Genomic DNA, 21,548 nt, shown 5'->3' with positions numbered 1-21,548 from the left:
GAGGCAAGCGTATAAAGGAACTACCTCTCATGGTAACGTCACTTTTTGGCGTGTGGAACGATCGCAAAAGAATTAGTTGAACCGTTTGGCGTGTGGCGTAAGCAAGCGAAACAGCTTTAAATTTTCACACTAAAAATCTAAAGAATGAAGATTCTACCCCTGCACCCTACCCTTGCTCTGTCGTATTTACCAGTTAAATTGGTATCATTTTTCATCCTCAAACCCTGCAAACTTGCTCTCCACAAGCAAAGTTTTGATTTTTAATAAAAGCAATTTTTTAACTTATTTTGCGATAAATCTTTTCTAGCGGAGATAGCTCATTGTAGTGAGCAGAATACTGAGTAAATTTAACCGACTCCTGCCGCCCCAATCCTAAAACTCCGAACGAGCATAAGCTGTTATAAAACAAGTCATGGACTCGCCTTTGTAAGGTTCGATCAAAATAGATGAGAACATTGCGGCAACAAATAACATTAAACTCATTAAACGAACCATCTGTAACTAAGTTGTGCTGAGCAAATACCATGTTTCGTTTGAGCGAGCTTCTCAAGATGGCTTCCTCATAAGCAGCCGTATAGTATTCAGAGAACGATCGCTGCCCTCCCGAATTGAGATAAAGCTGGGTGTAGCCTCTCATAAATCGCAACGGATAAACCCCCCCTCTAGCGATGTGCAAGACCGATTCGTTTGCATCAGTACCATAGAGCCGACAGCGATCGTAAAGTCCTTCTTCTTGCAGCAAAATTGCCATTGAATACACTTCTTCTCCCGTTGAGCAACCTGCGTGCCAGATGCGAATAAAGGGGTAAGTTCGCAAGATAGGAATGACACATTTTCGGAAGGCAATGTAGAAGCTTGGATCACGAAACATTGAGGTGACATTCACCGTAAGGCTGCGCGTCAGACGAACGAGGCACTCTCGGTCATGCAAAACGCGATCTTGAAGTGCCGAGATGCTGGACAGGTTTTCGGTATTTAGAAAGCCTATAATTCGCCGCTTTAGAGAAGAGGGCGCATAGTTGCGAAAGTCGTAGCCATAGTAGCGGTAAATGCCTTCTAGCAAAAGTTGAATCTCAATTTCCTCTAAAGATTGATGTTTAAAAGATTGATGTTCAGAAGACATATCAATATTTGGAAAACGTAAGTTTCTCTACCGATATAACCATACGCGCAATAGAGAAATTAGCTGCTCAGAATCAACCGGCTTTGTAATGTAATCTGACGCTCCAGCTTCGATGCACTTCTCGCGATCGCCCTGCATAGCTTTGGCAGTGAGGGCGATAATCGGCAGCGATCGCATACTATTTTGCTGGCGAATGGCACAAGTGGTTTCGTATCCATCCATTTCTGGCATCATAATGTCCATCAACACAATATCGATATCAGGATTTGCCTGCAATACATCAAGCCCATCTCGACCATTTTCTGCATACTCCACCTGCATCTGATAACCTTCGAGCAAACTGGTGAGGGCAAAAATATTGCGAACATCATCATCGACAATCAGCACTTTTTTGTTTGCCAAAATCGGATCAGCTTGGCGCAATGATTCCAACATTTGGCGCTTGGGTTGCGGCAAATTGGACTGCATCCGGTGCAAGAAGATTGAGGTTTCATCTAAAAGGCGCTCTGGCGATCGCACGTCTTTAACAATGATCGTTTCGGCAAGGCGTTTGAGGTGCGTCTCTTCTTGACGAGTTAGCTCTTTCCCGGTATAAATAATGATCGGTAAATCAGCTAACCCTGATTCCTGCTTGATCTGCTCAATCAAGTCAATTCCGTTGATGTCGGGCAAACCCAAATCCATCACAACACAATCAAACGTGTCTGTTTTCAAGGCTTCTAGCGCTTCTGCTCCTGTATAGACAGTGATGCTCTTGACATCTCCATTGCCAATCAATTCAACAATACTTTGCGCTTGCACTGGATCATCTTCAACGATAAGCAAATTTCTGACCTGGCGTTCGATAAAGTGTTTGATATCTATTAACACTTGCGATAGTGCTTCTGGTGAAATTGGCTTGACAAGATATGCGATCGCACCAGATTGTAACCCCCGCTGACGCTGATCATCGCTAGACAGAATATGAATTGGAATGTGACGGCTGTTGGGATCGCGCTTCAGCCGATCTAGCACCATCCACCCATCGCCATCGGGCAGGTGAATGTCTAACATGATTGCATGCGGTTGAAATTGCTGAGCGAGGGCTAATCCGGTCTGGCTTCGCAGCGCAACCAACCCCTTAAAGCCTTGCTCTCTTGCCATCTCTAGAAGAATTTTGGCAAATTTGACGTCATCTTCGATAATCAGCAACGTGCGATCGCCCGGTTGAATTGCGCCGCGATCGTCAGCAATATCTGGGCTGTAGGGTCGTTGCACGGTTTGAGACATTGGCTCAGAGGCATCAGAACGGTTACTCGGCGTTTCTCGACGGATCAGATAACCCGACGAGATCGGCTCGCTGGGAAGCGCCCTAGGAGACTGCCCTTCAGCAGAAGGATGGGACACTTCACCACCGCGATAAAGCTGCGGTAGAGACAGCGTAAAGGTGCTCCCTTGCCCTGGCTGGCTCACCAGTCGAAGCTCTCCACCGAGCAAGTAGGCAATTTCGCGACTGATCGACAAGCCAAGTCCGGTGCCGCCATAGCGGCGGCTAGTTGTGCCATCTGCCTGTTGAAAGGCTTCAAACACGATCTTTTGTTTGTCAGCCGCAATTCCAATCCCAGTATCGCTAACGGCAAACGAAATCGTTGCATTACCCATGTCAGAGCTTTGCTCGGTCGATCGTTGAGTACTGCTGATTCGCAATGTGACATGACCGTGATCAGTAAACTTAAACGCATTGGACAACAAATTTTTCAACACCTGCTGCAATCGCTTGCTATCCGTTGCGATCGCATCAGGCAACGAGTCGTCTAGAGTAATGGCAAATGACACGCCTTTTTCATTGGCAATTTGCCGAAACGCTCGCTCTAGGCTGCCTCGTAGCTCGGTGAAAGAAACCGTCTCAATGTCGATTGATAGAGTTCCCGATTCAATTTTTGCCAGGTCAAGAATATCGTTGATTAGGATTAACAGATCGTTTCCAGAGGAATGAATGGTCTTACTGTATTCGACTTGTTTATCGGTTAAAGTACCTTCTGTATTGTCCGACAATAGCCGTGCCAAAATCAGCAAACTGTTTAAGGGTGTCCGCAACTCATGGGACATGTTGGCTAGAAACTCTGATTTATATTTAGAGGAAAGCGCGAGTTGCTCAGCTTTTTCTTGGAGCGATGTTCGTGCTTGCTCAATCTCATCATTTTTGAGTTCTACTTTGCGTTTTTGTGCTTCCAACGATTCGGCTTTTTCTTCTAATTCTTCGTTGAGTTGCTGTAGTTCATCGTTGGATTGCTTCAATTCTTCTCGTTGCTGCCGCAGCAGTTGTTCAGATATCTGTAGCGCTTTAGCTTGAGCATGTAGCTGCTCGTTGCTTTCTTCTAACTCTTCTTGCTGAGCTTGCAGTTCTTCTGCCAGTGTCTGAGACTCTTCTAACAGTTCCTGCTGGCGCAACGACGCTGCGATCGCAACCAGCACCGCCCCAATTGTTTCACTGACTTGATCGAGCAAACGAAGATGAACGTTGGTAAATCGTTGAAAAGATGCCAACTCTAGCACCGCCAGCACCTGCTGCTCAAACACGATCGGCAGCACCACAATGTTGAGCGGCGTCGCCTCACCCAACCCAGAGCCAATGCGAATATAATCACTGGGAACTTCAGTCAACAAGATGCGTTGCTTTTCTAGAGCACACTGCCCAACCAAACCCTCACCTAGCTGAAACTGATGACCCAGATGTTTGCGCTCTTGATAGGCATAGCTACCGCGCAAGTGTAGAATCGGTTTGGCATTGAGGGTTTCGGCGACATAAAATGCGCCTTGCTGGGCGTTGACCAAGGGCACAAGCTGAGATAAAAGCGACCGGGCGACCGATTCAAACTCCCGCTGCCCTTGCATCCGTTGGCTCAATTCGGCAATGTTGGACTTGAGCCAGGTTTGCTCTTGGTTCCGCAGGGTTGTTTCGCGCAAGTTGGTCACCATTTTGTTGAAGTTGCGCGTCAAAATACCAACTTCATCGGTACGATCGCTTTTTGGTAAATTGATATCGAGATCGCCTCCAGCAACAATTTCGGTGAGGTCAGAGATTTTTTTAATAGGTTTTGCAATGCTGCGAGCCAGCAGAGCGCCTAGCAAAACGAGCAAACCCAGGGAGATCGGTATGCCGTAGGTAATGCTGTTTAGGGTATTTTGAGCGGCTGAGCGCGCGACTAGGGTGCGTTGCTCTAGCAACTGGCGCTCCCGATCTTCCATCGCTGCCACCATCCGACGAATGTTATCCATCGCGTTTTTGCCGCGATTGCTGCGAATCGCTGAAATAGCTCTTTCTAACCCCTGTCGTTGCCGCACCTCAAGGGTTTCTCGCAAAATGCCGAGCCGAGTTGCGATCGCAGGCTCTAGCGCATTTAGGCTGGCTTGTTGCACCGGATTGTCTTGCGTCAGCCGTCGGATGTTTGTAAGCTTCTCGCCGACTGCCTTGTTAGCGGTTTCGTAAGGTTCAAGATATCGCTTTTCGCCGGTGATAATGTAGCCGCGCTGTCCGGTTTCGGCATCTTGCACGAGCGATAAAACATTCTTAAGCTCTCCTAACACTTCGTAGGTGTGCTTTTCCAACCGTGATGCTTCGATCAAGTGATTGGTTCCCCGGTAGGCGATACCCCCGATCGCGGCGAAGATCGCCAAGCCAAGGGTAAAGCCTGCGCCAATTTTGGTTCCAATTTTCAGGTGGTCTAGCATTTTAAGTTTGCGACATGCAGCGTTGTTCTTACTGTCTATTGTATTGCTAATATTTCGTTTTATGAAATTCAGAGATTGGCTTTACTGAAATCATTTAGTCATGTTTCATGATTTTTACTACTTTAGGCTGAGATGATCTTGCTCGTATTTCCAACTTAAAATAGATGCCATGATTTATTGTTATGAAAAATACCGTTTAATAGCCCATCGGGATGATATTGCTTTGTTCACAGTCTGGTTAGATTTGCGGTAAGTCAAACTAGAAAAAGCCTACAACATGCTGTAGAACTATGCCGCTCTACCTAAACCGTTGGCGTAGCTTAATCAAAAAGGCAGGATCTCCTTTAATCAGCATGATGCCATAAATGCCAATTAAGATGATCAGACAGGTGTTCCCCAACTGGCTATAAGTATTAATAATTTGCTGATCGCTCCAACCGTAAACCAAACTCAACTGATTCATATCTCCGCCTGCATCTCCACCGCCGCCAAACAGCGTTCCCCAGGGAATGGTATCGTTGCCGATTTTGATCTGGTGCCATTGCAAAAAGCTAGACCAGAGCGTGTTGGCGGCTCCAAGAACGACGAAGTATCGCCAAAAATCCCAGCGCCATCGATCGGGGAGGGGAACGTAAAAGCCAGCCATCAGCAGGGTGCTGAGATAAAATTCGCCACCAATGCCACCAAACGATAGCCACATCTCGTAGGCATCGGTCGGCATGAGCCATGTCATGTAGAACTGCAAAGCAGCAAAGCCAATGGCTAACCCCATAAGCCAAGGTTTGCCTTCGCGTTTGCCTGCCCAAAACAACAGCCCAAGTAAAACCAGAATGCCGCCGTAGACGAATAGCGATCGCGCCTCTTCAATATTTGTCCAGCCAAAGGGCAGAGGAGTTGCTTTCCGCCCGGCAAGCCATGCAACGGTTGCATGTCCGACTTCGTGAATCCAAATATGAGTCGAGCGAAATAAAATTTTTAAGGGAGTTACATTCGTAATCCAGGCAAAAATGAGCGCTACAGGAAACGCTAAAGTATTAATATTGCGATTCTCAAATGAATAGGGATCTGAATCTGTTGGTGAATAAGTTTCAAAAAGCTGAAATTGCTGTTTCCACGCAATAGACTGGTTTCCTCGCATCCCGTAAATGTTGACGAGTTTGATGTTTGGTAGTTCCAATGTGCTCAAGCTGCGATACACCACTTTTGCAAACTCAACGCTAGGAGGCTGCTTTGCTTTGAGCAACACTTGCAACTCATCCTGGTGCAGCTTGATTTGAACGTGCACCTGTTGAGCGCCAAACTGTTGATTCAGATGCTCGGCAATGCTGCGCGGTAGGGCAGAAGTCGGGTCGTCTTGAGCCGTTTCACACGCTTGCATCAGCGTATAATTTCTCAGTGTTTCATAGGCTAGTTTGAGAGGTTGCTTTTCGTGTTTAGCGCCTTGCCGCAATTTCTCAAACATCGTTTTAGAATAGGCAGCATCGATTTCTTGAACAGAGGCTCCTGGCTCTAGCCCAAGCAGTTTGTAGCATTGCTCTAGCTGAATCTCGCTCATGGTTTTTTCTGACTCTACACGGTTATTGGTAGAGTTCCCGAACCATCTGCGAGAACTGAAATATTCTAATCGTCTCGATTGGCAAATATGTTGAACTGTCTTTTAAACTGCTCTAACGTACCCAGAGGAATGGCTAGAGGATAAGAACAGTTTGCGTCAGACAGAACCCGGATCGATCGCTAAGCGATCGCTAAGCGACACCCAGTTTTCAACGCTGAGATCCTCCGCCCGAACGTTTGGATGAATGCCCAACTCTTCCAAAACCTGACCGAGTTGCTCCGGTTCAATCTGGCTCTTAAGATTATTTCGCAGCATTTTTCGCCGACTAGAAAACCCGGAGCGAATCAAGCGTTCCATCTGCCGTGGGCTGCTAGGAGGAATCGCAATCTGGCGAGGACGTAACCGAATCAGAGCCGAATCTACTTTGGGTGGAGGCTGAAAAGCTTTGGCAACAACATCACAAATAAACTCGGCATTAGCTAAATATTGAACTCGTACGGACAATGCTGCAAAGTGAGTGGAGTGAGCAGGAGCGCAAATCCGTAGGGCAACCTCTTTTTGGACGAGTAGTACAATCGATTCAAATGGTTTGGGATTTGGATTTGAGATCGTTCCTAACAGCCTTTCTAGAATTGGACCAGTAATATTGTAAGGAATGTTAGCGACAACCTTGTTCGGATTTTGAAACCCTGGAAATGGTTCCAATAGCGAGTCCATATCGAGGGCTAAAAAATCGCCTTGTAGCAGCAAAAAGTTGTCGATCTTGCCAAATTTCTGCATCAAAATGGGACATAGATCGCGATCGAGTTCAACGCCTACAACTGCTTCTGCCTGCTGAAACAATTGGCGCGTTAAAATGCCGGTTCCTGGTCCAATTTCTAAGACGCGATCGCGCTCATTTAATTCTGCCGCACTGACAATTTTACCCAAGGCTTTTTCGCTCTTGAGCCAATGTTGCCCAAATTGTTTTCTCGCTTTTGGCACGGCTTTTGTTTAAAGAATTCTAGGTTGGGATGCCGAGCAGTTGACCATCACCCGCCACAACTTTTCCGATCGCAGATGCCTTGATGCCCTGCTCATCCCTGAAAAATCGTAGGATGCTCTCTTCGTGATCAGACGGAACGATCACAACAAATCCTACTCCCATATTAAAGGTGTGAAACATCGCCTGGGGCTGCACGTTGCCTTCGGCTGCCAGCCAGTGAAAAATTGGCAAGATTTCCCAGCCAAACAGATCGATGTCAACACTCTGATCGGGCTGTAGACAACGCGGCAAGTTTTCTGGCAATCCGCCTCCAGTGATGTGCGCCATGCCATGAATCGGAATGCCGCGCTTGAGAGCCGCCAACACCGGTTTGACATAAATTTGCGTAGGGGTAAGCAACTCCTCGCCGAGGGTTTTGCCACCCAAAACGTCTGGGCGATCGCTCCATGCATAGCTGCGATCGCGGATAATTTTTCGCACCAAACTAAAGCCATTGCTGTGCACCCCCGTACTAGGAAGCGCGATCGCCACATCCCCAATTTGCACCTGCGATCGATCCAAAATTTGGCTTTTTTCAACAATTCCCACCGCAAATCCCGCTAAATCATACTCATCGGCTTGATAAAACCCTGGCATTTCTGCGGTTTCGCCGCCCAGCAATGCACAGCCCGCTAGCTCGCAGCCCTGGACAATTCCTTCTACAACCTGCGCGAGTTGCGCTGGGTCTAAATGCCCGGTCGCCACATAATCCAAGAAGAAAAGCGGTTCTGCACCACAGGTCAATACGTCATTGGCACACATTGCCACGAGGTCGATCCCCACCGTGTCATGGCATTTTAACCTGTGCGCCAGCGTTAGCTTCGTTCCAACCCCGTCGGTACCAGAGACCAAGACCGGTTCCTGATATCCCTTCGGGAGTTGAAATAAGCCGCTAAAGCCACCAATCCCGCCCAACACTTCTGGGCGATACGTGCGTTTCACCATCGTGCTGATGCGATCGACAAAGGCTCGCCCTGCCTCAACATCAACTCCAGCGTCGCGATAATCCATGAGTAGTGATGACAGAAATGCAAGATTTCAGCATAACCCACAATGAGTGTGAAGTTAATGTAAAGTTAATATGAAGTAAAGAATATAAATTTCAGGAAAAAATGGCGCGATCGCTTTCTATAGCTGAATTTTACAGAATGTCCGCTTTTTAAAGGAAGTATAAAGTTTCATGGCGCACAGCAAGCACCCTGATCCCCTGGGTAAAAACTTCATGTTAGTCTGTTGCAGTTCTGTAACCAGGAGTGAACACGAAACGAGTACGAGTTTGTGGGCACAAGGTTGGCAAGCGGCGATCGCTAAGTCCAATCGAGTACAACCTTCAAACTCTGGTGTGAAGTGACTCTCAAAAGGGATATGAATAAAACACTGATAAGCGGTCTGACTGCGACATTGCTGCTGATGGCAGTCATGAGTGCAACCTCCAGCAGTAATGCGGAGACCACATCGACAGAAAGCCAAGAAACCAAAGCTGAACCTTCAGCCCTGCGCCCCCTTCCTCCCGACCCTCGAATAGGCAACTCGGCGAAGATGGGTAGCCAACAACCCTCAACTCAACCTCAGATTGCTCAAGCCCAGAGCCTTGATGTGGTGAAAGTTGGAGAACAGCAAACCCCCGCTTCTCAAGCCGAGGATTCCATCGCTAAAATTCAATCTCACGATCTCACAGGGCGCAAAGCCGCCACCGTTTACGTTAAAAACATTCCAGTCCTTACGTTCGTCGGTCCACAGCGATCAACCTCTAGTGACATCAAAATGGGAGAGGTGCAAACTGACGATATTCAACCCGCCAAGCTCAAGTCTGGTTCTGTAACTAACCCGGTAGGAACCCCATCCGAGCAGCGTCAAGATTTTGAAAATTCAGGTGACCCAATTGCTAGAGCTACCGCAATTGCCGCCAAACTCAACCAACTCCATCGCCAAGGCGTAAAGGCCGATTCGATCACGGTCAGTTGGAAACCCAATCAAGTGAAGCCAAGGGATGCCAGAGAACCAGGTCAGTATGTGATCGAAGCAGATAAGATCACGATTATTGCCGTCGATTCAGCAACGATTTTGCCCGACACGACGAAAAATCCTGAGCAGGATGCCCTCCAAGTGACAAATCGGCTCCGGCGGCTGATGGGGGACGCGGCTCCGCTGCCAAAGGTGATCGGTAAACCCGCGCCACGTAATGCACAGCAAGTCTCCTTTGGACCTATCAGACTGACCATTAATGGCATGGCGTCGTGGTATGGACCTGGGTTTGATGGCAATCGAAGCGCTAGTGGGGAGGTGTTTAACCAGAATGCGATGACGGCTGCCCACAAGTCGCTGCCGTTCGGCACCAAGGTTCAGGTGACTAATTTAGACAATGGGAAGTCGGTTGTGGTGCGGATCAACGATCGCGGCCCTTTTTCGGGCGGTCGCGTTATTGACCTCTCTGCTGGAGCCGCTCGAATTCTGGGTTTAATCCAGTCTGGTGTGGCTCCCGTTAAGCTAGAAGTGCTTGACACTCGCCGCAGAACTGCGATGGAAAACTAGCCGATGCTCGTAGGGGCGATGTACCCGGCGTTCTTAGAGCATCGTTTTTAGCCCGGTCAAGCAAGGCTGTTGGTTTTGCTTGACCAAGCCTTTCCCCTGAACCAAAACCCTAAACCCACCCAACCCCATCGGGTTGATGAGTTGATGTAACGCCTCTCTGCGGCTCAATCGCTCGTGCAACTCTTGAGGATGGGTGGTTTCGGTTTGAGTGAGAGCGGTTAAGCGATCGCCTAGCCCCAGTGCCATGAGAAACAAGCCTTGCTGGGTAAATCCCAAGGTTTCTAGCCCGGCAGATTCGCCCTGGCGTTGTAACGCGGTGAAATTAACGTGAGCCGTCATGTCTTGTTCGCCAATATGAATGTAGGGATTGTTGTGATGGCGGTGCTGATAGTAGCATTGCAGGGTTCCTTGCGATCGCGCCCAGCTATAATATCGCTCTGCTGAATATCCGTAGTCGATCGTTAACACGTAGCCCCGCTCTAGCCGGTCAGCCACAGTTTGCATCCACTCTAGGGCAGCTAAATTGACCTCTGTTCGATACCCTGTTTCATAACCCAAAACATTGACTCCGGTAAAGTCAAAATAGTTCATTAAGTCAGGATGGGAGCAATCATCAGTAACTTCTGTGAACGTGTCGCCTTCGGTTGTGACATAAATCTCTTTTAATTGATGATCTTGCACAGTTACTAAGTGAACCGGAAACGCATCAATCAGTTCATTCGAGAGAAAACAGCCTCTGACCGAGTGCAACGGAATAGCGTCGAGGGCGCACCATTCGATCGATACGCCTGATGCGATCCACCGGCGGAGGCGCGATCGCTGCTCTGCTACGTGCGCTTCTGCTTTCTCAACAATTTGATACTGGAGCGAAGCGTAGCATTCTGGCGTGTGATGCTGTAAATAAGTTAAAACATCGTCTGCTAGCAACCCTTGCCCGGCTCCCATCTCAACGACTGTAAACGGCACTGGCTTTTCTAGCAGTTGCCACATCTGAGCAAGTTGCTTGCCAACGAGTTCACCAAAGTCAGACGCCAAATGGGGCGAGGTGAAAAAATCACCTTTCGCCCCAATCTTTTGCCGCCATTGTGTGTAATATCCATATTGGTGATGGTACAACACCCAATCCATAAACTCAGTAAATGAAATACGCGGCTGGCTAAGCGACTCGATATGCTGCCTGAGAGCACGGATTAAGGGTAAATTCTTCTGGTTTGGCGGATAATTTGCATGAGTTCCCTGTGATTGGTTCATGGCTTCAACATTAGACGGTTGCTCTATTGCGTTTTCCAAACTTCTATAGTAGGATTTCTATACTAAATAGAATATTTGTACTATAGAGGATTACCACGTAAAAAGCGATATTGCAGTAACGATCGCTAACTACCCCTCATTAAAAGCAAGAGTGAGTAATATGACGATTAGCGATCGCAAGCTGCCCGAATACAGGGTGAAAAACCTAAACTTGCCAGACAAAAAAATTGTCAGTTACAGGAACGCCAAAGCCTGCGGTTTTGAAAAAGAGCATCTAGCCAAGATAGCCTCAGGCTGCCACGCCACACTCTGATATCTATGCCTTCACTAATTTCTTCTTGGTTGGAGGCGTGTCTTCGGTTGGGTTCTTAGGCGTAGCAGTTTTTGCGATGAATGCAACGACAAACTCAGCGTTAGGGCGAGTCTGCTGCAACACTTTGAGATATCCGTCTACATCGTTTCGGCGACGGAAGCGAGTCACAATCTGGCGCTCAGCATTCGGTAGAAGTTGATAGATAACCCAGGGAGTCAACTGATCTTGGTAGGTCATGGCTTTAGTGGAGGAATAAAGAATAGGGACGTACAAAGAAGCAAATGGAACCTTAGCCGATCAAGGGAAATCTTTCGCTGACGCTATATGGAGCATTGAATTAAGATTCACACCTATATATAGCGCTTAATCTGCTGAGTGTCAACTGCTTTTGCAGCTTCTATCGAGTCAACCAGCTAGCCAACCCCTAGGCAGCAGAGGTGATAATAATCCCGTTGCTGGCAGAGACGTTAGCCTTGATTACACGAAATCAGTAGTGCCTAGGGTGCACTGGCGTTACAAAAGGCATCAGATGCTCGCAACCCATGCCGACACAACGGCAGGAGAAAGGACATCATCATACCTTATGGGATGCAACGGAAAGATAATGTGAAAGAGAGGGCAGTCAGCTTTCGCTCTACCTTGCGATCGCAACGACTGAGAGCCTAGAAGCATATCCAGTGCTGCCCTGAGAGTGGTGATAAATCGTATCCTTTTTATCCAACTTTTCTACCTTAAAAAATGAAAGAAAAATTGAAAGATTAATTTCTGCAAAGCGCAGACTACCGTTAAAAAGATTACTGAGACATTAACTTGACCGGGTTTCATCCTAACGCAAAAGCGTCTCGAAAAGGCGAAATTTGTTGAGATAGACTAGTTGTGTCATAAATTGCAATACATTAAGAGGATAGATTTGCTGCTAGCACGCAGGTTCCTCAGGGCTAAAAATAAGACACTAAAAACTCCAGAACATGACAAAAAGTTGGGATATAAATTAGCGCCAACTCAGCAAATCAGAGCCATAGATTCTGGGCAACTTACCGTTTCTTCAAGGTTGTGGCTGTGCTAATTGCGCGCTGCAAACAGCGGGGATCATTGCAAATTGAAAAGTATTGAATTCCAAGTCTTGCGATCGCTGATGATCCCCGCTGATGATCCCCAAACACTGCATCGCCCTTAGGAAGGTTATCGATCCCAAGGCTGAGTTCCATGCCTTAGCGATCGACCGATCCCATAATAATGTCGATACTTCCCAGAATCGTCACAATATCGGCAACCTTCATTCCCTTCACCAAATACGGCAAAATTTGCACATTATTAAAGTCTGCTGCCCGAACCTTAAAACGCCACGGGAAAACATTATCGTCCCCCATTATAAATACCCCTAGCTCCCCCTTCCCACTTTCCAAACGAACATAATGTTCACCTTTGGGAATTTTGAAGGTTGGTGCAATTTTTTTACCAATAAATTGATAATCAAACCCGTTCCAGTCAGACTTCGGACCTTCCATCATCCGCTTTGCTTCTAGGTTCTCAAACGGTCCTCCAGGAAGGGCTTTTAGGGCTTGACGAAGAATTTTAACCGACTCGCGCATTTCCCGAATCCGGACAACGTAGCGAGCAAAACAATCACCGGCGGTTTCCCATTGCACCTCCCAGTCAAAATCATCATAGGATTCGTAATGGTCTACTTTTCGCAAATCCCACTGCACACCCGATGCCCTCAACATGGGACCTGACAAACCCCAGTTAATGGCATCATCGCGACTAATCGCCCCAATCCCCTCAACGCGGCGACGGAAAATCGGATTGTTCGTAATTAGTTTCTCGTATTCATCCACTTTGGGCAAAAAATAGTCGCAGAAGTCTTCACATTTATCGACCCAGCCGTAGGGAAGATCTGCCGCAACGCCGCCAATCCGAAAATAGTTGTGGTTGACCATGCGGTATCCAGCCACCGCTTCCCACAGATCATAGATTAGTTCCCGTTCTCGGAAGATATAAAAGAATGGGGTCTGCGCGCCCACATCTGCCAAGAATGGACCCAGCCACAGCAAATGGTTGGCGATGCGGTTGAGTTCTAGCATGATGACGCGGATGTAGCTGGCGCGTTTGGGCACTGAAATCCCGGCTAGTTTTTCTGGAGCATTCACCGTGATGGCTTCATTAAACATGCCTGCTGCATAGTCCCACCGGCTGACGTAGGGCACAAACATAATATTCGTGCGATTTTCGGCGATCTTTTCCATGCCGCGATGGAGATAGCCGATCACCGGTTCGCAGTCGATCACGTTCTCCCCATCTAGGGTGACGATCAACCGCATCACACCATGCATAGACGGATGGTGCGGTCCCATGTTGAGAACCATGGGTTCTGTTTTGGTCTCGATCATTGCCATAGGTGTTCTGCCTCTCCCTTACAACTCTCTCAAAAGCCCCGTTTTTCTACGGCAGCAGGTGGTTAGAATGCTTTTATCCCGCCAAACCTGTAGGACTTTATTTAGCGTTTGTTACATCTCCATTCATTATAGAGATACCTGTGTGAAAGCGCGGATCTGAAATGCTTTAGCTAAGATTTAGATTTGTGATTCGTCGCGCTAATTTCCACAGATGGTGTTCATCAAACCGATCGATAGTCAGTTGAATATGTAAGGTTGAATGTGTAAGAGCGAGGTCGTATGGTACAAACCCCAGTTAAGCCCGTCACCCTAGAAGAGTTTCTGAAACTTCCAGAGACTAAGCCTGCCAGTGAGTATATCAACGGTCAAATTATTCAAAAGTCCATGCCCCAAGGAAAACACAGTAAGTTACAAGAAGAGCTTGTTGGTGGAATCAATGGTGCCGTCAAATCCAACCGCATTGCTTACGCTTTTCCAGAGTTGCGCTGCACCTTTGGGGGACGATCGACGGTTCCCGATGTGGCGGTATTTACTTGGAAAAGAATTCCACTTGATGAAAACGGGGACATTGTAAATGTGTTCGCCTCGGCTCCGGATTGGACGATCGAGATTCTCTCCCCTGAGCAGAGCCAAACCAGAGTGACCTCCAATATTGTGCATTGTCTGCACCACGGCACTCAGTTAGGATGGCTGATCGATCCGGGTGAAAAATTGCTGCTCGTGTATGCCCCCGATCAACTCGTGGATGTTTTTGAAGCTGAGACTGAGGTTCTTACTGTTCCAGAGTTTGCGAAAGACTTGCAACTCACGCTCGGAGATTTATTTGGATGGCTGAAAGTGTAACGTTCTCGCACATTCCGGTTTTGAGCCGGGAACTGATCGATGGGTTGGCGATTCGTTCGGGGGGACATTATTTAGATGCAACCGTTGGCGGTGGTGGACATGCAGCCCTGATTTTGGCAGCAGAGGCAGAGGTTCGAGTCACGGCATTGGATCAAGATGAACAGGCGATCGCGGCGGCTCAATTCAAACTGCGCGCCCTGGGTTATTCTTCGGAAGAGCGCGATCGCGTGCAATTTCATCAGCGTAATTTTGCCCAGTTTGATCCTCAAGAAACCAAGTTTGACGGAATTTTGGCAGATTTGGGCGTCAGTTCTGCCCAGTTTGATGTGGCAGAACGAGGGTTTAGCTTTCGCAACGAAGCCCCGCTAGATATGCGGATGGATCAACGGCAGCAGTTGACCGCCGCCGAGGTGGTGAATCATTGGGATGAATCAGAACTGGCGAATATTTTTTATGTCTATGGCGAAGAACGATTGTCGCGGCGCATTGCGAAACGGATCGTTGAACAACGCCCATTTACCACAACGACCGGCTTAGCAGACGCGATCGCGCACTGCGTTCCCAAATCCTATCGCTACGGCAGAATTCATCCCGCAACACGCACCTTTCAGGCCCTGCGAATCTTCGTTAACCGAGAGTTGGAGGTGCTAGAGACGTTTATTGAAAAAGCGCCGCAGTGGCTTACGCCGGGTGGGCGAATTGCAATCATCAGTTTCCACAGTTTGGAAGATCGGATCGTCAAACATCGGTTAAAAGAGTCGCCCTTACTCGCCGTGTTGACAAAGAAGCCGATTATTCCTCAAGCCGATGAGCTACGGGAAAACGTGCGATCGCGCTCTGCCAAACTGAGAATTGCCGAACGGCTATCGCCCTAAAACAGCTTTGTCGAAGAACGCCATGATTGATCTGAGCCAGATAGAATGCTGCGGGGTAACTCAACCGTAAACGTTGATCCTTGCCCTAGCTCGCTTTCCACTGCAATAGAACCGTTCATTAATTGAACGAGCCATCGAGTAATGGCTAGCCCCAAGCCCGTACCCGGAGAACGACGAGCAATGCTTTGATCAACCTGGCGAAATTCTTTAAAGATATGTTCGAGATCGGCTTGGGCAATGCCAACCCCAGTATCATGAACAGAAATTTTGATTCGCTCTGGCGAAATTTCTTGAATCACAACGTCAACACGACCGACATCAGTAAACTTAATCGCGTTTGATAGTAAATTGACTAAAATTTGGCGGATGCGATCGCAGTCATTCACAACCCAAGAATTATCCAGGTTAGAGAGGCTTTGAAGGCTCAGATTTTTTTGGTCGGCAAGCGATCGCAACTCATCGGTAGTTAGCTGAAGCAAATCAGAGAGATTAAATCGGGTTGGTTTTAGCTCTAGGCGTCCGGCTTCAATTCTGGAAAGATCTAGGATGTCATTGATCAAGGCGAGGAGATTTTTGCTGTTGGTCAGAATACGGAGCAGCATTTCTGCCGCTTGTGGCTCTAGGTGTTTTCGCCGCAGCAATAGCTGGGAAAAGCCCATAATCGCATTCATTGGCGTGCGTAACTCATGGGACATGGTGGCGAGAAATTGGCTTTTTAGCTGAGCCGCTTCTGTGAGTTTGAGATTTTGCAACTCGATCTGCTGACGCTGATTTTCCAATTCATGGTTTTGCTGCACCAGGATGGCGTTTTGATGCGCCAACCGTTCTTCCCGTTCTTCGAGCGCCTTAATCAGGTGGACATTGTTTAGCGCGATCGCTGCTTGCTCACTAAATGCCGTCAGCAAGTTCATATCTTCTTGCCCAAACGATGCCTTCTCTGACCAACTCCCAACCGCAAGCACGCCAAGTCGCTTTACCTTGGGAGCCACGATTTGGCGAAACTTTATAGGACAAATCGCCACAGCGCAGAGAAACGATAGCTCAGACGATGCACACTCAGGCAGGCTTGCCAAATAAGGATTTCCGGTGAGCAAAACGTGCTCTAAGGAGGCGAGGCAGGGCACGGCTTGCTCACGCTCAAGCCCGATCGTGGCGGCAACCTCAAGCTGGTCAGTATAGGAATTGTGCAGCAGAATCAGCCCGAAATCTGCCCCGGAAATGGCAGCGCACGCAGAATCGATGGTTGCCTGCAACAAACTGGGCAAGTCGGTGAGCCGTCGATTTAAAAGATCGATCAAGTCTTGAAGCGCCTTCAGTTGCTGTTGCTGTTCTCCTAAATCTAAAACAGCTTGACGTAAATTTTCTTCTGCACGCTGAGTCACTTGATAGAGGAAGGCATTGTCTGCTGCTAAAGCAGAGCACTGAGCCAAGTTTTCAGAATCATTCGCGTCAGCGTTGGTCGGGGCACCATCTTTAACACTATTGCTTTCAAGCGGCAAGACATTAAAAAAGGGTTGCAACTCGATGACACGGCGCTCTAAATCGCGGTTGAGCTTGAGGATCTTTTGCTCATCAATTTTGCGCTGAGTAATATCGTGAATGATGCCAGTCATGCGAAAGAGACTGCCGTGCTGATCTCGCTGAGCATTTCCCCGGGCGGTGCAATAGCGATAGGTTCCAGAGGCGTGCTGCAAACGGCACTCCACTTCAAAGGTGGTGTCTTGCAGCAAATGCGATCGGATGGCGTGCTGCACTCGTTGCTGATCATCTGGGTGAATGAGTTGGAGGAAGGCATCATAAGCTGTGCCCATTTGGGAGCGGGGTATGCCTAAAATTTCGAGCAAGCGATCGTTGCAAAACACTTCGTTTTTGCAGATGTTCCAGTCCCAAATTCCATCGGTTGATCCTTCAAGAACTAATCGATAGCGCTCTTCGCTCTCGAAAAGTTTTGCCGTTGCTTCTTGGGCGAGGGCTTCGGCACGGTGCAGACGGATGACCTGCCCCAACCGCCGAGCCAAGTTGCCAGGTTGAATTTCGCCCCTAAACCAACAATCATTGACGCCCGCTTTCATCAGTTCAACGGCTAAGGCTTCATCGCCTTGGCTAACCAGAGCAATTAAAGCGATCCGAAAGCCGCGATCGCGGATCTGGTTTACTAGCTCTATCCCGTCGCCATTGGGCAGGTGAGAGCCTAAGATAGCACAGTCAAACGAGGCGTGCTCAAGGGCGGCGATCGCATCTGCTTGGGTCTCCACTTCGGTCACCTCTTGAAGGCTCACTCCTGCTTGATGCATCAGATGGCGAACCGCGATTCGTGCCACGGCGTTATTGATGAGCAAGATGTTGAGCGCGTCGTTCATGAGCATGAGTTGTGCGAAAAACAGGGTCAATGCAGGTGTCGTTGAGCCTCAAGAGAACAGAGCTTTGCAGTTAACACAGAGTCATAAGCATAGAATCTATCAATCCGCAATAGATTGTTCGTTGCATACTCATTGATAGCTATACTAGTTTCCTCTAGCGTTTCTGAAACCGCATTTTTATTATTGCTTGTGTTTTTTCAAGGCGTATCATCCTCAAGAAGGGTTAGATCTGTAAGTCTTTTTTCGCAAGTCTTTATGCGACTGACTCCGATTGTGTGCCTCGCCTCTGGATAAATTTACTCTCATGGATATTATTTCTACCTGTATCTTCTGGGACTTATGCAACGCCTTTTTGTTGGCAACGGATGGGATAGCGGAGATAGCGAATGAACGGATGAAACAGTAACTTGGTTTTTCATCCGGTACATCTGTTACCCAATCCGCTGCCAATGCGTAAGTCATTTTTACGTCAAAAAATTGCCGAAAACGACATTATCATGCGACGAGCGACATTTACCGTGCGACTGTACAACAATTTTATTCAGAAGGTGGCACGTCGAAGAGTTAATCGTTGATCAATCGCTTTTCCACAGGTCTGATAGGCTGAAAACAGATACTCAGAGAAACCAGTGTGTTTTATGCAGTTCCCATCAATTTCTGAAGGCGTGATTCGGCACAATTCAACCGAAAACTCGTTGAGTCGGGGCAAAGAGTATGACCGGATGGGGTCAGTCGTGGATGTCGTGCAGCGCGGCGCGATTTTGCAAGCTGAAGTCGAAGGCACCGAGGTCAAACCCTACCGCGTGACCCTTGAGTTTGATGCTGGAGGGATAACTGATGCTCGTTGTACTTGCCCTTACGAATACGGTGGATGGTGCAAGCATATTGTTGCAACTGTGCTCACCTGCGATCGGCAACCGGACAAGATTGAAGCGCGTCCAACTTTAGTGCAATTGCTCGATCGCTTAAATCCAGTTCAGACGCAGCGATTAGTACAAGAATTAGTCGCGGAACAACCAGAGTTAATTGAACTAGTGGATCGGCAGGTGCATTTAATGACGAACTCGAAGCCTGCAACTGCTGCGCGTAAGCCTCGGCAAAGTCCGATCGATGTCACGCCTTTTCGACGGCAGGTACGTCATATCTTGCGCGAGGGCATTCGAGAGCTAGAGTATGGCTGCGAACATGATCCGTTTGGAGAAGCGTTATCAGAACTCATCGATCGCGCTCGATCGTTTTCCCAGAATGAGGACGGCGAAAGCGCGCGCTGCTCCGCAGATACCGCAAGGGTCGCAATCCTCGAAGCCATCACCCAAGGCTATGCCGAAGAATGGGACGAACTGAACGAGTACGGCGGCGAAATTTATGGGATTAACCAGGAGTTGAACGAAGCTTGGAGCGAAGCAATTTTGTCCACCGACATTGATGAAGCGCAAGCGGTTGATCTCCAAGCTATGCTCGAAGCTTGGCAGGATGAGCTTCAAGCAGATTTCAGCATGAGCCTCGCTGCCTTAGAGCAAGGGTGGAACGATCCGACTCTATTGGAAATTTTAGCTGGAACGCTTTCAGAAGCAGAATTCTGGATCGAAGAACGTCCTGATTTCACGACGGATTTAGCGTTGATTCGGCTGCAAATCCTCGATCGCCAAGACCGAGACGCTGAATATCTCAATTTGGCACGAGTGGCTGGATTGACGGAACAGTATCTGACTCGACTGGCTGAATCTGGCGATGTTGAGACTGCGATCGCTCTAGCAGAAACGGAACTATCCACCGTGCAAGAAGCGTTTGCTCTGGCGACAACGTTGCGGGAATCCAATCATCTGGCAGAAGCGTTGGAAGTTGCCAAGCTTGGATTAGCCTTCTCTGGCTACGAGTTGTATAACTTTGCGATCTGGACAGGAGAACTCGCAGAAGGACTGAATCAAGACGCAACTGCGATCGAAGCCTACGAAACCGCTTTTTCTAGCCAGCCTTCTTTTGACCTCTATCAACGCTTGCAAACGCTTGCAGGAAAGAACTGGAAACGCTTGCAGCCAAAATTGCTTCAAGCATTGCGCCGAGCGGATAGCTGGAACAGCGAAGCGGCGAAAGTAGATATCTTTTTGCATGAAGAGTTGTGGGATGATGCAATATCAACCGTCAATAAACGGTATATCTACAACGTGGGTCTGGCTTATCGCGTGATGGATGCGGTGATCGCTCATCAACCGGATTGGGTGATTGAAACGGCGATTCAGAATGCAGATGAAATTATGAATGCTGGTAAAAGCGAGAAATACAATACTGCGATCGAGTGGTTGAAACGTGCTAAGGCGGCTTATGTTGAAAGCGATCGCCAGTCCGAATGGCAGACTTACCGCAGAGATTTAGTTCTCGCGCATGGTAAGAAACGCAAGTTAATGGCATTGCTCGATACCGCAAAATTGTAAGCGATCGCTCAGTTGCTTTTTAGAAGGATTGTTTCTCATGCCCGTTATTCGTTGTACTCAACCCGTATGCTTTTGCCTTTTCATGCTTTTGCAGGTTGTAAGCTGTGTCAGTAACTTGAAGAGTTGCCGACTGCTTGAAATACTCTGTTGATTTACTTACGATCGCGCAATTTGCCGATGTCGTGTTTACGGGGCTAGTCATTCGTCAAAGCGATCGCGCAATACATTCTAGACACCTACGAGGATGGTAGTACGTTTTTCCCAGCAATCTGTGTCAATGTTCAACCGCGACCAATCTATCGAGATAGTAGCATTGTACTTCCTTATTCCTCAGTTAGTTTACGTCTAACCGATGGACAACACAGGTGCTTTGGAATTCGTCAGGCGCTCAAAAATATCGAAGACGATCCGATTAAAGCTGCTGCTCTAGCTCAACTTGAACTGGGAGCGTTAATCTATGCTGGGCTACCTTTGGAACAGGAGCGGCAGGCATTTCGGGATCAAAACTTACTGGTCAGCGCCCTAGTGTTTCTTTGGCACATACGTTCGATCAACGCTCTCCCTTGGTTTTGATTGCTAAAAATCTGCTCGATCGCGTTCCCCAGTTTCGGAACAATGTTGAGATGGTCGAGAACGGTCTAGGGACACATAATCCCAAATTGATGACATTGGAGGAGCCTTGCGATCGCTGCCAATTGCGGATCACGCTGCTTAAATTCGGGCAGCAACTCCAGCGCACTAGACTTCCCAGTCAAGGTTTCGCACGCCACCTGTTGGATAAACCGAGAGGCAATCCGAATCTGAACGAAGCAATCGTCACTCTCCCAACGGGCAAAAAATGGCATTTGAGCAGGCGTGATGCAAAAGTCACCCTTCGCGTAGAGTCCGGTATGGGTGATACCAAATCAAAAAATGCCTGCGACAGATAGTGCATTTACGATAAAGCTAAAGCCAGTGACAGAAGCAACGGTTTCGGTGGTTAAATCGGCAATCAGCCCGTCTACCTTGTTTTGCAGTTGAGATAAGTTCTGGAACAGCGCCCAGCGCAAATCCTTTTTCAAGTGCTGCCACAATCGTTCAATCGGATTTAGCTCCGGGCAATACGGTGGTTGAAACAGCAAAACAATGTTGTC

The 21,548-nt window shown here is 48.1% G+C and carries 15 protein-coding genes and 1 pseudogene; 5 read left to right on the top strand and 11 right to left on the bottom strand.

Annotated elements, in window-relative coordinates; translation table 11 throughout:
- Positions 1-277: 277 nt before the first annotated feature.
- From GS601_RS08430 to purM, 5 genes are all read right to left on the bottom strand, one after another.
- The gene (locus GS601_RS08430; protein ID WP_162422842.1) at positions 278-1,123 is read right to left on the bottom strand and encodes a CheR family methyltransferase; all 846 of its coding nucleotides are present in this window, start codon (positions 1,121-1,123) and stop codon (positions 278-280) included.
- 27 nt (positions 1,124-1,150) lie between these two features.
- Positions 1,151-4,834 (bottom strand): response regulator, encoded by a 3,684-nt coding sequence (locus GS601_RS08425; RefSeq protein WP_162422841.1) that lies wholly within the window; start codon positions 4,832-4,834, stop codon positions 1,151-1,153.
- A 298-nt stretch (positions 4,835-5,132) separates the two neighbouring features.
- On the bottom strand, positions 5,133-6,389 hold the full coding sequence (locus GS601_RS08420; RefSeq protein ID WP_162422840.1) for a M50 family metallopeptidase: 1,257 nt from the start codon (positions 6,387-6,389) through the stop codon (positions 5,133-5,135).
- A 156-nt stretch (positions 6,390-6,545) separates the two neighbouring features.
- The gene (rsmA, locus tag GS601_RS08415) at positions 6,546-7,373 is read right to left on the bottom strand and encodes a 16S rRNA (adenine(1518)-N(6)/adenine(1519)-N(6))-dimethyltransferase RsmA (RefSeq protein WP_162422839.1); all 828 of its coding nucleotides are present in this window, start codon (positions 7,371-7,373) and stop codon (positions 6,546-6,548) included.
- Positions 7,374-7,392: 19 nt separating this feature from the next.
- Entirely contained in the window at positions 7,393-8,424 is a 1,032-nt protein-coding gene (gene purM / locus GS601_RS08410) for a phosphoribosylformylglycinamidine cyclo-ligase (protein ID WP_162422838.1), read from the bottom strand.
- A gap of 354 nt (positions 8,425-8,778) precedes the next feature.
- Here purM and GS601_RS08405 point away from each other — a divergent pair, with 354 nt between their 5' ends.
- Positions 8,779-9,945, top strand: coding sequence for a septal ring lytic transglycosylase RlpA family protein (locus tag GS601_RS08405; protein ID WP_162422837.1), 1,167 nt, complete (start codon positions 8,779-8,781; stop codon positions 9,943-9,945).
- A 33-nt stretch (positions 9,946-9,978) separates the two neighbouring features.
- Here the strand turns inward: GS601_RS08405 and GS601_RS08400 are convergent, their stop codons facing one another.
- From GS601_RS08400 to GS601_RS08390, 3 genes are all read right to left on the bottom strand, one after another.
- Entirely contained in the window at positions 9,979-11,196 is a 1,218-nt protein-coding gene (locus tag GS601_RS08400) for a class I SAM-dependent methyltransferase (RefSeq protein ID WP_238393156.1), read from the bottom strand.
- Between the two features lie 316 nt (positions 11,197-11,512).
- Positions 11,513-11,746: a hypothetical protein gene (locus tag GS601_RS08395; RefSeq protein WP_162422836.1), complete on the bottom strand. Its 234-nt coding sequence runs from the start codon at positions 11,744-11,746 to the stop codon at positions 11,513-11,515.
- Positions 11,747-12,720: 974 nt separating this feature from the next.
- Positions 12,721-13,905 carry an NAD(P)H-quinone oxidoreductase subunit H gene (locus GS601_RS08390; RefSeq protein ID WP_162422835.1) on the bottom strand — a complete coding sequence of 395 codons (1,185 nt, stop codon included), beginning with the start codon at positions 13,903-13,905 and terminating at the stop codon, positions 12,721-12,723.
- A 279-nt stretch (positions 13,906-14,184) separates the two neighbouring features.
- Here GS601_RS08390 and GS601_RS08385 point away from each other — a divergent pair, with 279 nt between their 5' ends.
- The gene (locus tag GS601_RS08385) at positions 14,185-14,748 is read left to right on the top strand and encodes a Uma2 family endonuclease (protein ID WP_162422834.1); all 564 of its coding nucleotides are present in this window, start codon (positions 14,185-14,187) and stop codon (positions 14,746-14,748) included.
- Positions 14,733-15,623: a 16S rRNA (cytosine(1402)-N(4))-methyltransferase RsmH gene (gene rsmH / locus GS601_RS08380; RefSeq protein WP_162422833.1), complete on the top strand. Its 891-nt coding sequence runs from the start codon at positions 14,733-14,735 to the stop codon at positions 15,621-15,623. The genes GS601_RS08385 and rsmH overlap by 16 nt, the downstream gene beginning before the upstream one ends.
- Here rsmH and GS601_RS08375 read toward each other — a convergent pair.
- The gene (locus GS601_RS08375) at positions 15,620-17,989 is read right to left on the bottom strand and encodes an ATP-binding protein (RefSeq protein WP_162422832.1); all 2,370 of its coding nucleotides are present in this window, start codon (positions 17,987-17,989) and stop codon (positions 15,620-15,622) included. The two genes, rsmH and GS601_RS08375, sit on opposite strands and share 4 nt — an antisense overlap.
- A gap of 632 nt (positions 17,990-18,621) precedes the next feature.
- Between GS601_RS08375 and GS601_RS08370 the strand changes: the two genes are divergently transcribed.
- Together GS601_RS08370 and GS601_RS23900 are read left to right on the top strand one after the other, a co-directional pair.
- Complete coding sequence (locus GS601_RS08370; RefSeq protein ID WP_162422831.1) at positions 18,622-20,415, top strand: SWIM zinc finger family protein; 1,794 nt, start codon at positions 18,622-18,624, stop codon at positions 20,413-20,415.
- Between the two features lie 213 nt (positions 20,416-20,628).
- Positions 20,629-21,029 (top strand): annotated as a pseudogene (locus GS601_RS23900) (DNA sulfur modification protein DndB); the annotation flags it as partial.
- Positions 21,030-21,053: 24 nt separating this feature from the next.
- On the opposite strand, the gene GS601_RS23120 reads toward GS601_RS23900, so the two are convergent.
- Complete coding sequence (locus tag GS601_RS23120) at positions 21,054-21,260, bottom strand: hypothetical protein (protein WP_162422829.1); 207 nt, start codon at positions 21,258-21,260, stop codon at positions 21,054-21,056.
- Between the two features lie 60 nt (positions 21,261-21,320).
- The coding region (locus GS601_RS08350) for a transposase (RefSeq protein ID WP_202924962.1) at positions 21,321-21,548 on the bottom strand (228 nt) is incomplete at its 5' end.

The sequence above is a fragment of the Myxacorys almedinensis A genome, assembly GCF_010091945.1.
In the GTDB taxonomy this organism is placed as follows: Bacteria; Cyanobacteriota; Cyanobacteriia; order Leptolyngbyales; family Leptolyngbyaceae; genus Myxacorys; species Myxacorys almedinensis.
This window is presented reverse-complemented; position numbering and strand designations above follow the sequence as displayed.